The organism is Bacillus methanolicus PB1, assembly GCF_000262755.1.
Lineage (GTDB): Bacteria > Bacillota > Bacilli > Bacillales > Cytobacillaceae > Bacillus_Z > Bacillus_Z methanolicus.
Genome location: NZ_AFEU01000001.1, coordinates 185,103 through 198,644, shown reverse-complemented (window position 1 = coordinate 198,644; position 13,542 = coordinate 185,103). Strand labels below are relative to the sequence as shown.

The following is a 13,542-nucleotide window of genomic DNA, read 5'->3' as shown; positions in this document are numbered from 1 at the left end:
TGAAAATATGAGTAAAACGCGAGTTTACGAATATGCGAAAAAACATAATATTTCAAGCAAAGATGTCATATCAAAATTAAAAGATATGAATATTGATGTAAAAAATCACATGGCAACACTAGAAGAAGAGACGATTAAAAAATTGGACGGAGTGTATATAAAAAAGGAAGAGAAAAAAACACAAATACAAGGCAAACAACAACAGCCTCGAACCAATAATCAGCAGAAACCCGTTCTGAAAGCGAAGGCTGTTTCCTTTGAAGAAGAAGATGAAAAAAATATTAATCCGAACCGTGTAAAAGTGAAACCTGTCCCTAAAATAAAAGAAGGCAAAAAGCACGATCAAGAAATTCAGTCAAAAGAAAAAAAGGTGTTAAACAAAAATAAAAATAAGAACAGCAATAATAAACAAAAAAATAATCATAACAAAGGCAAGAATTATCAATCGCATCAAGTTCAGCCTCAAAAGAAAAAAGAAAAAGAGCTGCCTTCAAAAATTACATTTACAGGATCTTTAACAGTTGCAGAGCTTGCGAAAAAGCTGCATAGGGAGCCTTCTGAAATCATAAAGAAACTATTTATGCTCGGTGTCATGGCAACAATCAATCAAGATCTTGATAAAGATGCAATTGAATTGATAGCCAGTGATTATGGGGTGGAAGTGGAAGAAGAGATCCAAGTCGATACGACAGACCTCGAAATCTACTTTACAAAAGATGATGAAAAAGACCTTGTCGAAAGGCCTCCGGTTGTAACGATCATGGGCCACGTTGATCACGGCAAAACAACTCTATTAGATTCAATTCGGCATTCGAAAGTAACTGCTCAAGAGGCCGGCGGTATTACACAGCATATCGGTGCTTATCAAGTTGTAAAAAACGGAAAAAAAATCACGTTTCTTGATACACCGGGACATGCCGCCTTTACGACGATGCGTGCAAGGGGAGCAAGCATTACCGATATTACAATTCTTGTCGTTGCTGCAGACGATGGAGTCATGCCGCAAACAGTTGAGGCCATTAACCATGCGAAAGCTGCTAACGTTCCAATTATTGTAGCGGTAAATAAAATCGATAAACCAGATGCAAATCCGGACCGGGTCATGCAGGAATTGACAGAGCACGGATTAGTTCCAGAAGCCTGGGGCGGAGACACCATTTTTGTTCAGATTTCTGCACTGAAAGGTGAAGGAATTGATGAACTGCTGGAAATGATTTTGCTTGTAAGTGAAGTTGAAGAGTATAAAGCGAATCCTAACCGAAATGCCGTTGGTACCGTTATTGAGGCACAGCTTGATAAAGGCCGGGGATCGGTTGCTACTCTGTTAGTACAAAACGGAACGTTGAAAGTGGGATCTCCGATTGTTGTCGGAAATACGTTCGGACGTGTGCGCGCCATGGTAAACGATATGGGCCGCCGCGTAAAAGAGGCAGGGCCGTCTACACCGGTTGAAATTACCGGATTGAACGATGTTCCGCAAGCCGGCGATCGTTTTGTTGTGTTTGATGATGAGAAAACAGCTCGTCAAATTGGCGAAGCGCGTGCACAAAAAGCGTTACAGGAACAACGCGGCGAAAAATCAAGAGTGAGCCTTGAATCATTGTTTGAACAAATGAAACAAGGGGAAATGAAAGATCTAAACGTTATTATTAAAGCAGACGTGCAAGGGTCTGCAGAAGCTCTTGCCGCATCATTGCAAAAAATTGATGTCGAAGGAGTTAATATCAGAATCATCCACTCGGGCGTTGGTGCCATTACCGAATCAGATATAACACTTGCTGCCGCTTCAAATGCAATTGTGATCGGTTTTAATGTTCGTCCTGACGTAAACGCCAAACGTGCAGCTGAAGAGGAAAAAGTGGACATTCGCTTGCACCGAATCATTTACAAAGCAATTGAAGAAATTGAAGCCGCAATGAAAGGAATGCTTGAACCCGAATTTGAAGAAAAAACGATTGGCCAAGCAGAAGTGCGCCAAACGTTCAAAGTGTCGAAAATTGGAACAATTGCAGGTTGTTATGTTACAGATGGAAAAATTACACGCGACAGCGGTGTTCGCTTAATTCGTGACGGTATCGTCATCTTTGAAGGTACAATTGATGCCTTGAAACGTTATAAAGATGATGCAAAAGAGGTAAACCAAGGTTATGAGTGCGGTATTACCATTAAGAATTTCAATGATATTAAAGAGGGCGACATCATTGAAGCGTTCATAATGGAAGAAGTTGAACAGTAATGATTATCGGCTTGGCTGAATGTGAATGCATTATTTATGATGCTTCTTCACTGAAAGAGAAAAGGGCAGTGCTCAAGCGCATACTCATGCGCTTAAAGCAAAAATTTAATATTTCCGTTGCGGAAGTCGGTCATCAAGATGTTTGGCAGCGTACAAAAATTGCCGTCGTTGCCGTTTCATCCGCAAAGGTTTCAGCAGAACAGGAACTGCAAAATGCTTTGAGATTAATTGACTCCTTTCCAGAAATTGAACGGACAATCACCGAAATTGAATGGTTGTGAATCAGATTAATTTTGTTTGCTTGTTAAGCTTAGCGAAAGGAGTTTTCCAATAATCGAAAGCTACCCGGTTAGACGTGACAGAACGAGGTGAAGTGAAATGAACCTTAGAGCAAACCGTGTTGGAGAACAAATGAAAAAAGAACTTGGCGACATCATCGGGAGAAAAATAAAGGACCCGCGGGTCGGGTTTGTTACTGTAACCGATGTCCAAGTAACCGGTGATCTCCAGCAGGCAAAGGTTTTTATTTCGATTTTAGGTGATGAAGAGCAAAGGGAAAATACCCTAAAAGGCTTGGCAAAGGCAAAGGGATTTATCCGCTCAGAAATCGGACAGCGCATTCGTTTGCGCAAAACACCTGAAATCATTTTTGAATTTGATGAATCCATTGACTACGGAAATCGAATCGAATCATTGCTTCATCAAATTCATAATGAGGAAAAATCGAAAGAAGACCGGAATGAGGAATAGAGGCTGTCTCATAAGGGTCTGACCCCATGTGCATTTATCAATATATAGCACATTTATCCAACATTATGTCCTATATATTGTATTATGGAGTCTGACCCTTAGCCTTTGAGACAGCCTCTTTTTTACGATGATTTTCCTTACAAAGGGGGCTTTTAATAAGTGGATGGTATTTTACCGCTTTTCAAGCCAAAAGGAATGACTTCCCATGATTGTGTTTATAAGCTTCGAAAAATGCTCAAAATCAAAAAAATCGGGCACACGGGAACATTGGACCCGGATGTTAATGGAGTATTACCTATATGCATAGGCAAAGCAACAAAAGTAGCGGAATACATAACAGAAGCCGGAAAAACGTATGAGGGGGAAGTGACGATCGGCTATTCAACAACAACTGAAGATGCTTCAGGGGACATTGTTGATCTAATTTCAGGTACAAAAAAATTTACAAGAGAAGAGATCGTTCAAGTCTTGCATACTTTAAAAGGTGAAATTGTCCAGAAACCTCCTATGTACTCTGCCGTAAAAGTCAATGGCAAACGCCTATATGAATATGCAAGACAAGGAATCGAAGTAGAACGGCCAAGCAGAAAGGTAACCATTTATTCAATTGACCTTCTGGATGACAGAAACATTTTTGAAGGCGAGACGGTGGCTTTCCGTTTCCGCGTTACATGCAGCAAAGGTACTTATATAAGAACACTTGCTGTTATGATCGGTGAAAAACTTGGCTACCCTGCCCATATGTCTGATTTAATCAGAATTCAATCAGCAAGTTTCACCTTGGCTGATTCTCTGACCTTTGAACAAATTCAGGCAATGATTGATGATGAAACAATTTCTGAAGCTCTATTTCCAATTGAAGCTGCGCTGTCTCATTTGCCGAAATATCAATTAGATGATAAAGTAGCAGAGAAAGTAAAAAATGGTGCTGTTTTAAGCACTCCTAAACATTTAGAAAATTTGGAAGGGCCTGTCGTTTTTGAAACAAAAACGGGGATAGCGTTAGCTATTTACAAACTGCATCCTTTGAAAAAAGGGTTTATGAAACCCGAAAAAGTTTTAAAAAATATATAGACCTGTGCAAGAAAAGGTGAATTCAGCGTGGAAATTATTCATATTCATCATCCTCATCAGTTTAATAAATCAGATTTTCCGCCTCTTGCTATGGCGCTCGGCTTTTTTGACGGTGTCCATCTCGGCCACCAGAAAGTGATTGGGAAGGCAAAAGAAATTGCTGATCAAAATGGAATGAAAAGTGCTGTCATGACATTTGATCCTCATCCTTCGGTCGTTTTAGGAAGGAGTGTTCGGCATGTGGAATACATAACACCTTTAGACGATAAAATCAGGCTTATTTCCGGCTTGAACATTGATTATTTGTTTGTTGTCCATTTTACAGTTGAATTCGCAAACCTTCTTCCTCAAGAATTTGTCGATCAATATATTATCGGTTTAAATGTCAAACACACAGTTGCCGGGTTTGATTTTACATATGGAAGAATGGGAAAAGGCACAATGGAGACTCTTCCTTTTCATTCCCGTGAACAATTCGGATATTCTGTTGTCCCGAAAATTTCGTCAAGGGATAAAAAAATAAGCTCAACTTTAATCCGGTCTTTGATCCGTGAAGGAAGAACAGAGGAACTTCCCGGTTTTCTTGGACGCTTTTATTCCATTAAAGGAACAGTCGTACATGGGGATAAGAGAGGAAGAACAATTGGGTTTCCAACTGCAAATATTGAATTAACCGATGAATACATTCTGCCTCCGGTTGGTGTGTACGCCGTCCGGATTCATATCAATGATCAATGGTTTCAAGGTGTTTGCAACGTCGGATACAAACCAACATTTAATCAAGTAAATCGTGATAAGCCTTCAATAGAGGTTCATATTTTCCGGTTCGAACAAGAAATATATGGTGAAAAAGTATCCGTCGAATGGCACATCCGTTTACGAAATGAGAAAAAATTTGCCCGAATTGAACAACTCGTTTCACAGATTGAAAATGATCGCCGGGCTGCACTTCAGTATTTTGAGAAAAACAGTGTTTAGACTTGCTTTTTGTCATAAAAAGTTGTATTCTAAAAAAGTATGAAAATGAACCTTTGCTTGGCAAGTCGAATCACCGACGCTTGCTCAGTATTTGGGGATTGCAAATAGGAGGTGAAAAGGATGGCCATCACACAAGAACGTAAGAACGAAATCATTAATCAATTCAAGATTCACGAAAACGACACCGGTTCTCCAGAAGTACAAATCGCTGTCCTTACTGAACAGATTAACAATTTAAACGAACATTTGCGTGTGCACAAAAAAGACCACCATTCACGTCGCGGTCTTTTAAAAATGGTAGGTAAACGCCGTAATCTTTTAACGTATCTACGAAACAAAGACATTCAACGTTACCGTGAGCTTATCAACAAACTCGGTTTGCGTCGATAGTCAACAGAAGCGGGATCTTTCCCGCTTTTTCTTATACAGTAATAAAATGAAAACGCATAAGTATCTTTTTAGGATAGAATTAACTTGAAATTGAGGAAAGTTTTTGATCAAAAAACATACATATTTTCTTAAACATTTTAATGAACAGCTCTTTCGTGCATACTATTACTAATTATAATATTAAAGATAGCATTTCATATTGTATATTTGGTAAAGCAGAGTTTATTAAAAAACCTTGCTTATTCTCTGAGAGTGATTCAGGTAGAGAGGGGTTTAAATACAAATGGAAAATGAGAAACGGGTCTATTCCATGGATTGGGCCGGACGGAATTTAACTGTGGAAATTGGACAGTTGGCGAAACAAGCTAACGGTGCAGTTCTTGTCCGTTATGGCGAAACAGTCGTCCTTAGTACGGCAACAGCTTCAAACGAACCAAAAAATGTTGATTTTTTTCCACTGACAGTCAATTATGAGGAGCGCTTGTATGCTGTTGGGAAAATTCCCGGCGGTTTTATAAAAAGGGAAGGCCGCCCTAGTGAAAAGGCGATCCTGGCAAGCCGGCTGATTGACCGTCCGATACGGCCATTATTTGCAGAAGGGTTCCGTAATGAAGTGCAGGTTGTCAGTATGGTTATGAGTGTTGATCAGGACTGTTCCTCTGAGATGGCAGCGATGTTCGGATCTTCGCTAGCTCTTTGCATATCTGATATTCCATTTGAAGGGCCGATAGCCGGTGTTACCGTTGGCCGAGTCGGGGGAAAATTTATTATTAACCCAGACGTTCAGCAAATGGAACAAAGTGATATGCATCTTGTTGTTGCAGGAACAAAAGATGCGATTAACATGGTTGAAGCAGGTGCTGATGAAGTGCCTGAGGAAATAATGCTTGAAGCAATCATGTTTGGACATGAAGAAATAAAACGATTGATTGAGTTACAGGAAAAAATTGCTGCAGAAATTGGCAAAGAAAAAATGGAAGTTGTTTTATTTGAATTGGATAAGGAACTGGAAGCTGAAGTCCGCGCGATGTGTGAAGCAGACATGATCAAGGCGATCCAAGTACCGGAAAAGCAAGCTCGCGAAGAAGCAATTAATGAAGTAAAAAATGATATTCTTGCGAAATATGAAGAACAAGAAGCTGATGAAGATACGTTGAAACAAATAAAACAAATTTTGGATAACATTGTGAAAAATGAAGTTCGCCGCTTAATAACAGAGGAAAAAATACGTCCTGACGGCCGTAAAGTAGATGAAATCAGGCCGCTTTCTTCTGAAATTGGGATTTTGCCGCGCACGCACGGTTCTGGATTGTTTACGCGCGGACAAACTCAGGCGTTGAGTATTTGTACGCTTGGTGCATTGGGTGATGTCCAAATTTTGGACGGGCTCGGAATCGAAGAAGAGAAACGTTTTATGCACCATTACAACTTCCCTAGCTTCAGTGTCGGTGAAACTGGTCCGATGAGAGGACCGGGGCGCCGTGAAATTGGCCACGGAGCACTGGGAGAGCGTGCTCTGGAACCAGTTATTCCATCTGAAAAGGAATTCCCATATACAGTACGCCTTGTTTCCGAAGTTCTTGAATCAAACGGTTCCACATCTCAAGCAAGCATTTGCGCCAGCACATTGGCAATGATGGATGCAGGGGTTCCGATTAAGGCTCCGGTTGCAGGAATTGCAATGGGACTTGTAAAATCAGGCGACAATTATACGATTTTGACGGATATTCAAGGTATGGAAGACCATCTTGGTGATATGGACTTTAAAGTTGCAGGAACTCCAAAAGGGGTTACCGCTTTACAAATGGATATTAAGATTGAAGGTTTATCGCGGGAAATACTTGAAGAAGCCATGCAGCAAGCGAAAAAAGGACGCATGCAAATCCTTGATTCCATGTTAAAGACGATTTCCAAGCCAAGAGAACAATTATCGAAATATGCACCAAAAATTTTAACGATGACAATAAATCCTGATAAGATTCGTGATGTAATCGGTCCTAGCGGAAAACAAATTAACAAAATTATCGAAGAAACCGGTGTAAAAATTGATATTGAACAGGATGGAACAATCTTCATTTCTTCCATAAATGAAGAAATGAATCAAAAAGCAAAGACAATTATAGAAGACATTGTCCGGGAAGTTGAAGTCGGACAACTCTATCTCGGTAAAGTAAAACGGATTGAAAAATTTGGTGCCTTCGTTGAAATCTTCAGCGGAAAAGATGGGCTCGTTCATATTTCAGAATTGGCCGAAGAACGGGTAGGCAAAGTCGAAGATGTTGTATCGATCGGTGACGAAATATTAGTAAAAGTAACCGAAATTGATAAACAAGGCCGCGTCAACCTTTCACGAAAAGCAGTACTAAAAGAACAGCGTGAAAGACAAGCAAAATAAATATAATGAGCCAGGGCTACCCCTGGTTTTTTTAACGCGGGCCAGACCCGCACTACGTTAATGCGTTAAAGTATGTTTTTTTAAAAGGCCGTTCTACCTTGTCCCAGATTCACATATTGTAAAGTGAAGGGGGCAGAGAGCATGAAAAAGGTCGTCCATTTGGCTTTATTTCTTTTATTTTCAATATTAATGATCAATAATCCGTTAGTTTCCCAATATATATCTTTATTAAAAGCAAAATCTATTGCTGTAAATCAAACAACTAATCCTTTGTTTCAGGAAATTAATAATCGTGCAGGGGAATATGAAAAAAAGCCCATTAATGCTAAAATAGATCCGGTTTGGAAAGCAATACCCGGATATAATGGGATAAAAGTTGACGTTCCTGCTTCATACAAAAAAATGAAAAAGGACGGTAAATTTAACGAAGAAAAATTAGTATATAAGCAAATAAGTCCGGAAGTACATCTTACTGATCTTCCGCCAGCTGCTGTTTATCGGGGGAACCCGGAAAAACCGATGGTCAGTTTTATTATTAACGTTGCCTGGGGAAATGAATATCTTTCCGGAATGCTAGCAACCCTAAAAAAACATAATGTTTCAGCAAGTTTTTTCCTGGAAGGAAGATGGGTGAAGAATAATCCCGAGCTTGCGAAAATGATTGCCGAAGCTGGACATGAAATAGGAAACCACTCGTACACACACCCTAATATGAAAACATTGCCCCCTGCTGAAATAATAAAAGAAATAAAGAGAACAAACGAAGTGATAGAAGCTACAACGGGAAAAAGACCGAAATGGTTAGCGCCTCCCAGCGGTTCCTATCGTGAAGAAGTCGTAAAAATAGCTTCAGAATTTAATATGGGCACTGTCATGTGGAGTCTCGATACAATAGACTGGCAAAAACCTGCACCGGAGGTTCTGATTAACAGAATCATTCCAAAACTTCACAACGGTGCGTTAATTTTGATGCATCCTACGGAATCAACTGCAAAAGCATTAGACCAATTAATAATGCAAATTAAACAAAAAAATTTGAAAATAGATACAGTTTCCAGTCTGTTAAGTGAAGAACGGATTGTACAAAATAAGTGAAATAATCGTCAATTGCTTTGGAAAAAAGAAAGTTTATGTTATATACTAACTTATTGCAGTACTCTTGAAGCAGCGGGTTTTTAGGACAGGAGGAGTTTTATTTGATAAAGAAATATACATGTCAAAATGGGGTAAGAATCGTTTTAGAAAATATTCCAACCGTACGTTCCGTTGCGATCGGTATTTGGATTGAAACAGGATCCCGCAATGAAAACCCCAAAAACAATGGTATTTCACACTTTCTTGAGCATATGTTTTTTAAAGGCACGAAGACGAGAACAGCAAGAGAAATTGCCGAATCATTCGATAGTATTGGCGGACAGGTAAATGCTTTTACTTCAAAAGAATATACATGTTATTATGCAAAGGTTCTTGACACGCATGCCAATTTTGCTCTTGACGTACTTGCGGACATGTTTTTTCATTCTACCTTCATAGAAGAAGAAATGGATAAAGAAAAAAAGGTTGTTTTTGAAGAAATAAAAATGTATGAAGATACACCTGACGATATTGTCCATGATCTTTTAAGTAAAGCTGTGTATGAAAAACATCCGCTTGGATATCCGATATTAGGAACAGAAAAAACGCTGGAATCTTTTACAAGCGATACATTGAAACAATATATACATGATTTCTATACACCTGAAAATGTCGTTGTTTCTATTGCCGGCAATGTTTCTGAATCATTTATTAAAGAAGTTGAAAAATACTTTGGATCGTATGAAGGCGGTAAACGAAAAAACACGCAAATTCCTCCTCAGTTTCATGCCAACCGGATTTCTCGGAAAAAAGATACCGAACAAGCCCATTTATGTATTGGGTTTGAAGGCCTGCAGGTAGGCCACGATGATATTTACAGCCTGATTGTATTAAATAATATTCTGGGAGGAAGCATGAGCAGCCGCTTATTCCAAGAAGTCCGCGAGCAAAGAGGTCTAGCGTATTCAGTCTTCTCCTATCATTCCGCTTACCAGGACAGTGGAATTGTCACGATATATGGAGGAACGGGAGCCAAACAATTAAATGTGTTATTTGAAACGATCCAGGAAACGCTTAAAAAGCTTAAGCAGGAAGGGATTACGGAAAAAGAATTGAATAATAGCAAAGAACAGTTGAAAGGCAGTTTAATGCTGAGCCTTGAAAGTACGAACAGCAGAATGAGCAGAAACGGAAAAAATGAATTATTGTTGGGACGCCACCGCTCTCTTGATGAAATTGTAGAGCAAATCGATCAAGTAACAAAGGAAAGTGTTGATCAAATGGCCCATACAATTTTTAATGATCAATATTCGATTGCATTAATCAGCCCTGACGGCGAACTTCCGAAAAATATATAAGAGGGTCTGACTTCTCTGTATTGGAGAGGGGCAGACCCTTTATTTCTTTTTTCGCTCTATTCTAAATTACTTTCAAAGACGTAAATATATAGTAAGACAAAGCATGCTGGAGGGTTGAAAATGAGGTTAAGCGAGTTAAGCGGCAAGGAGATCGTAGATGTTAAACGTGCGGAAAGGCTTGGCGTTCTGGGGCAGACAGATTTAGAAATCAATGAAACCACAGGGCAAATTGAAACATTAATTATCCCTGCGTTAAAATGGTTTGGATTTCGCAAACAAGGCGGCGAAGTTCGGGTGCAGTGGAAGAATATTAAGAAAATCGGTTCTGATATGATCATTATTGATATTCCTGAAAATGAATAGCAAAAGCAAAGATTAGAGGTTGGCCGAGAGCCGATCTCTTTTTTTTATTGTATTTTCTTTTGCAGCAGGTGGAAAACTCACCGATTAAGACATTAGCGCATAAGATGTTGAAGTAGTTCGACAATACATTTTCCTGCAGGGATTTTGCAGAAGAAGGTGAGTATTTTCATGCTGACAGGAATGCAAATTGCAATCATAGGCGGTGATGCTAGACAGCTGGAAATCATCCGCAAGCTTACTGAACTGGATGCCAAGCTGTCTCTCATCGGATTTGAACAACTGGATCATGCCTTTACCGGAGCGATTAAAGAAAAAATGGATGAAGTTGATTTTTCAAATATAGATTCTGTCATATTGCCGGTTCCAGGAACAAGTTTGGAAGGCCAGGTCGAAACGATTTTTTCCAATGAAAAAGTGTTTCTTACTAAAGAGAATATCTCCAAAACGCCGGAACATTGTACGATCTATTCAGGAATCAGCAACTCTTATCTAAATGATATAACAAAGCAGGCAAACCGCCGCCTAGTTCAATTATTTGAAAGAGATGATGTCGCAATTTACAATTCAATCCCTACGGTCGAAGGGACTATTATGATGGCCATTCAGCATACCGATTTTACAATCCACGGTTCAAAAGTGGCTGTACTTGGTCTTGGTAGAGTCGGAATGAGTGTTGCAAGAACGTTTCATGTTCTCGGCGCAAAGGTAAAGGTCGGAGCAAGAAGAAGCGAACATATTGCCAGAATTACGGAAATGGGTTTAACACCTTTCCATATAAACGAAATTCAACAGGCCGTAAAGGACATAGATATTTGCATTAATACGATTCCGCATTTAGTTGTAAACGCTTCGGTCATTTCAAAAATGCCGGCTCATACGTTGATCATTGATTTAGCTTCGAAACCGGGAGGGACGGATTTTCGTTACGCAGAAAAGCGAGGCATTAAAGCATTGCTTGCACCGGGGCTTCCAGGAATTGTTGCACCGAAAACCGCCGGAAAAATTCTAGCAAATATTCTTGCTCAATTGCTGAAAAATGACCTGCAAAAAAGAAAGGGGAATGAAGAATGAGCTTAAAAGGCAAAAGAATCGGATTTGGATTAACGGGTTCTCACTGCACTTATGATGAAGTGTACCCTGAAATTGAAAACCTTGTGAATACTGGAGCTGAAGTGATACCTGTCGTCACGTTTACGGTCAAAAATACAGAGACACGGTTCGGAAAAGGTGAAGATTGGGTCAAGCGTATCGAAGATTTAACGGGCAACAAGGTAATCGATTCAATTGTAAAAGCTGAGCCTCTTGGTCCTAAAATTCCCCTTGACTGCATGGTTATAGCACCGTTGACTGGAAACTCTTTGAGCAAACTTGCGAACGCAATGACAGACTCTCCTGTATTAATGGCTGCCAAAGCTACAATGCGGAACCAAAAACCGGTCGTATTAGGAATTTCCACAAATGATGCATTAGGATTAAATGGAGTAAATTTAATGAGATTGATGGCCACTAAAAATATTTACTTTGTCCCTTTTGGTCAGGATGATCCGATAAAAAAGCCAAATTCAATGGTTGCCAGAATGTCGATGCTCGAAGAAACGATCATCGCGGCCATGAATGGAAAACAGCTGCAGCCCGTAATTGTTGAAAGGTTCCGCGATGGAAATTGAGATCCCCATACTTTTTCCGGCAATAATTCAAAAAATTTATTCCTTTCATGAATGAATATGATAAAATAAATGATATTATTGAGATGGCGGTCCTTATTAAGAAGAGCCGCCTTCTGTGTATTCATTCTCAATTGTTGAGCAATAGAAAATATATTAAATGAAGCGGAAGGAGAACTATACATGGGTCTAAAAAATGGTCTTCATATAGCAGTGGTTGGTGCAACAGGAGCAGTTGGTCAACAAATGTTAAAAACGCTGGAAAATCGTAATTTTCCGGTAGGCAAGATCACTCTTTTATCCTCGGCCCGATCTGCAGGGAAAACAGTTCTATTTAATGGTGAAGAAGTCACTGTACAGGAAGCGAAACCTGAAAGCTTTGAAGGGGTAGATATCGCTTTATTCAGTGCAGGCGGCAGTGTGTCCAAAGAGCTTGCTCCTGAAGCGGTAAAACGCGGTGCGGTCGTTGTAGATAATACTAGTGCTTTTCGTATGGATGCGGATGTTCCGCTTGTCGTTCCTGAAGTAAACGAATTTGCGCTTCATGAACATAACGGAATTATTGCCAATCCAAACTGTTCAACCATTCAAATGGTTACAGCATTGGAACCAATTCGCCAAAAGTACGGTCTGAAAAAGGTGATCGTATCAACTTACCAGGCAGTTTCAGGCTCAGGTGCTCAAGCAGTGGAAGAATTATACGAGCAGACAAGAGCGATCTTAAATAATGAACCTTTTGAGCCAAAATTTTTACCGGTTAAATCTGAAAAAAAACATTATCAAATTGCTTTTAACGCGATTCCGCAAATTGATAAATTCCAGGAAAACGGCTATACTTTTGAAGAAATGAAAATGATAAATGAAACGAAGAAAATAATGAGTCTTCCTGACCTTAAAATTGCGGCAACTTGTGTCCGTTTGCCTGTTGCGACTGGTCATTCTGAATCGGTTTATATAGAAGTGGAAAAAGAAGGATTAACCGTACAGGAATGCAAAGAAATCCTCGCGAGTGCTCCGGGAGTCGTACTTCAAGACGATATTGAAAACCAAATTTATCCGATGCCTGCTGACTGTGTAGGCAAAAACGAAGTTTTCGTTGGACGAATTCGAAAAGACCTTGATGAGGCAAACGGATTCCATATGTGGATTGTCTCTGATAATCTTCTAAAGGGTGCAGCCTGGAATTCTGTGCAAATCGCAGAAAGCCTGATCAAATTAGATCTTATCAGAAACAAATAAATGGGGATTGAGCTCAATTAT

13 protein-coding genes are annotated in these 13,542 nt (G+C 39.7%); all 13 read left to right on the top strand.

Annotation, left to right across the window (positions count from 1 at the left end):
• Positions 1–7: 7 nt before the first annotated feature.
• The 13 genes from infB to asd all read left to right on the top strand — a co-directional run bounded on the left by infB (position 8) and on the right by asd (position 13,521).
• Positions 8–2,236 (top strand): translation initiation factor IF-2, encoded by a 2,229-nt coding sequence (gene infB, locus PB1_RS00820; RefSeq protein WP_003350149.1) that lies wholly within the window; start codon positions 8–10, stop codon positions 2,234–2,236.
• A complete protein-coding gene (locus PB1_RS00815; protein ID WP_003350148.1) occupies positions 2,236–2,517 on the top strand; it encodes a DUF503 domain-containing protein in 282 nt (93 codons plus the stop codon). Before infB ends, PB1_RS00815 begins: the two co-directional genes overlap by 1 nt.
• 97 nt (positions 2,518–2,614) lie before the next feature.
• Positions 2,615–2,986: a 30S ribosome-binding factor RbfA gene (gene rbfA / locus PB1_RS00810; RefSeq protein WP_003350147.1), complete on the top strand. Its 372-nt coding sequence runs from the start codon at positions 2,615–2,617 to the stop codon at positions 2,984–2,986.
• Positions 2,987–3,145: 159 nt separating this feature from the next.
• Positions 3,146–4,060 (top strand): tRNA pseudouridine(55) synthase TruB, encoded by a 915-nt coding sequence (truB, locus tag PB1_RS00805; protein WP_003350146.1) that lies wholly within the window; start codon positions 3,146–3,148, stop codon positions 4,058–4,060.
• Positions 4,061–4,087: 27 nt separating this feature from the next.
• Complete coding sequence (gene ribF, locus PB1_RS00800) at positions 4,088–5,038, top strand: bifunctional riboflavin kinase/FAD synthetase (RefSeq protein ID WP_003350145.1); 951 nt, start codon at positions 4,088–4,090, stop codon at positions 5,036–5,038.
• A 120-nt stretch (positions 5,039–5,158) separates the two neighbouring features.
• Entirely contained in the window at positions 5,159–5,428 is a 270-nt protein-coding gene (rpsO, locus tag PB1_RS00795; protein WP_003350144.1) for a 30S ribosomal protein S15, read from the top strand.
• Between the two features lie 283 nt (positions 5,429–5,711).
• Positions 5,712–7,823 (top strand): polyribonucleotide nucleotidyltransferase, encoded by a 2,112-nt coding sequence (pnp, locus tag PB1_RS00790; RefSeq protein ID WP_003350143.1) that lies wholly within the window; start codon positions 5,712–5,714, stop codon positions 7,821–7,823.
• A gap of 141 nt (positions 7,824–7,964) precedes the next feature.
• Positions 7,965–8,918 (top strand): polysaccharide deacetylase family protein, encoded by a 954-nt coding sequence (locus PB1_RS00785; RefSeq protein ID WP_003350142.1) that lies wholly within the window; start codon positions 7,965–7,967, stop codon positions 8,916–8,918.
• 101 nt (positions 8,919–9,019) lie between these two features.
• Positions 9,020–10,255, top strand: a complete 1,236-nt coding sequence (locus PB1_RS00780; RefSeq protein ID WP_003350141.1) for a M16 family metallopeptidase — start codon at positions 9,020–9,022, stop codon at positions 10,253–10,255.
• 120 nt (positions 10,256–10,375) lie between these two features.
• Positions 10,376–10,618, top strand: coding sequence for a YlmC/YmxH family sporulation protein (locus tag PB1_RS00775; RefSeq protein WP_003350140.1), 243 nt, complete (start codon positions 10,376–10,378; stop codon positions 10,616–10,618).
• 168 nt (positions 10,619–10,786) lie between these two features.
• Positions 10,787–11,689 (top strand): dipicolinic acid synthetase subunit A, encoded by a 903-nt coding sequence (gene dpaA, locus PB1_RS00770; RefSeq protein ID WP_003350139.1) that lies wholly within the window; start codon positions 10,787–10,789, stop codon positions 11,687–11,689.
• The gene (dpaB, locus tag PB1_RS00765; RefSeq protein WP_003350138.1) at positions 11,686–12,285 is read left to right on the top strand and encodes a dipicolinate synthase subunit B; all 600 of its coding nucleotides are present in this window, start codon (positions 11,686–11,688) and stop codon (positions 12,283–12,285) included. The genes dpaA and dpaB overlap by 4 nt, the downstream gene beginning before the upstream one ends.
• Positions 12,286–12,465: 180 nt before the next feature.
• Entirely contained in the window at positions 12,466–13,521 is a 1,056-nt protein-coding gene (gene asd / locus PB1_RS00760) for an aspartate-semialdehyde dehydrogenase (protein WP_003350137.1), read from the top strand.
• Positions 13,522–13,542: the final 21 nt, after the last annotated feature.

Bases quoted from the DNA above. Each gene is read 5' to 3' on its own strand.
- infB (WP_003350149.1), top strand. From the start codon at position 8: ATGAGTAAAACGCGAGTTTACGAATATGCGAAAAAACATAATATTTCA.
- PB1_RS00815 (WP_003350148.1), top strand. From the start codon at position 2,236: ATGATTATCGGCTTGGCTGAATGTGAATGCATTATTTATGATGCTTCT.
- rbfA (WP_003350147.1), top strand. From the start codon at position 2,615: ATGAACCTTAGAGCAAACCGTGTTGGAGAACAAATGAAAAAAGAACTT.
- rpsO (WP_003350144.1), top strand. From the start codon at position 5,159: ATGGCCATCACACAAGAACGTAAGAACGAAATCATTAATCAATTCAAG.
- pnp (WP_003350143.1), top strand. From the start codon at position 5,712: ATGGAAAATGAGAAACGGGTCTATTCCATGGATTGGGCCGGACGGAAT.
- PB1_RS00785 (WP_003350142.1), top strand. From the start codon at position 7,965: ATGAAAAAGGTCGTCCATTTGGCTTTATTTCTTTTATTTTCAATATTA.
- PB1_RS00775 (WP_003350140.1), top strand. From the start codon at position 10,376: ATGAGGTTAAGCGAGTTAAGCGGCAAGGAGATCGTAGATGTTAAACGT.
- dpaA (WP_003350139.1), top strand. From the start codon at position 10,787: ATGCTGACAGGAATGCAAATTGCAATCATAGGCGGTGATGCTAGACAG.
- dpaB (WP_003350138.1), top strand. From the start codon at position 11,686: ATGAGCTTAAAAGGCAAAAGAATCGGATTTGGATTAACGGGTTCTCAC.
- asd (WP_003350137.1), top strand. From the start codon at position 12,466: ATGGGTCTAAAAAATGGTCTTCATATAGCAGTGGTTGGTGCAACAGGA.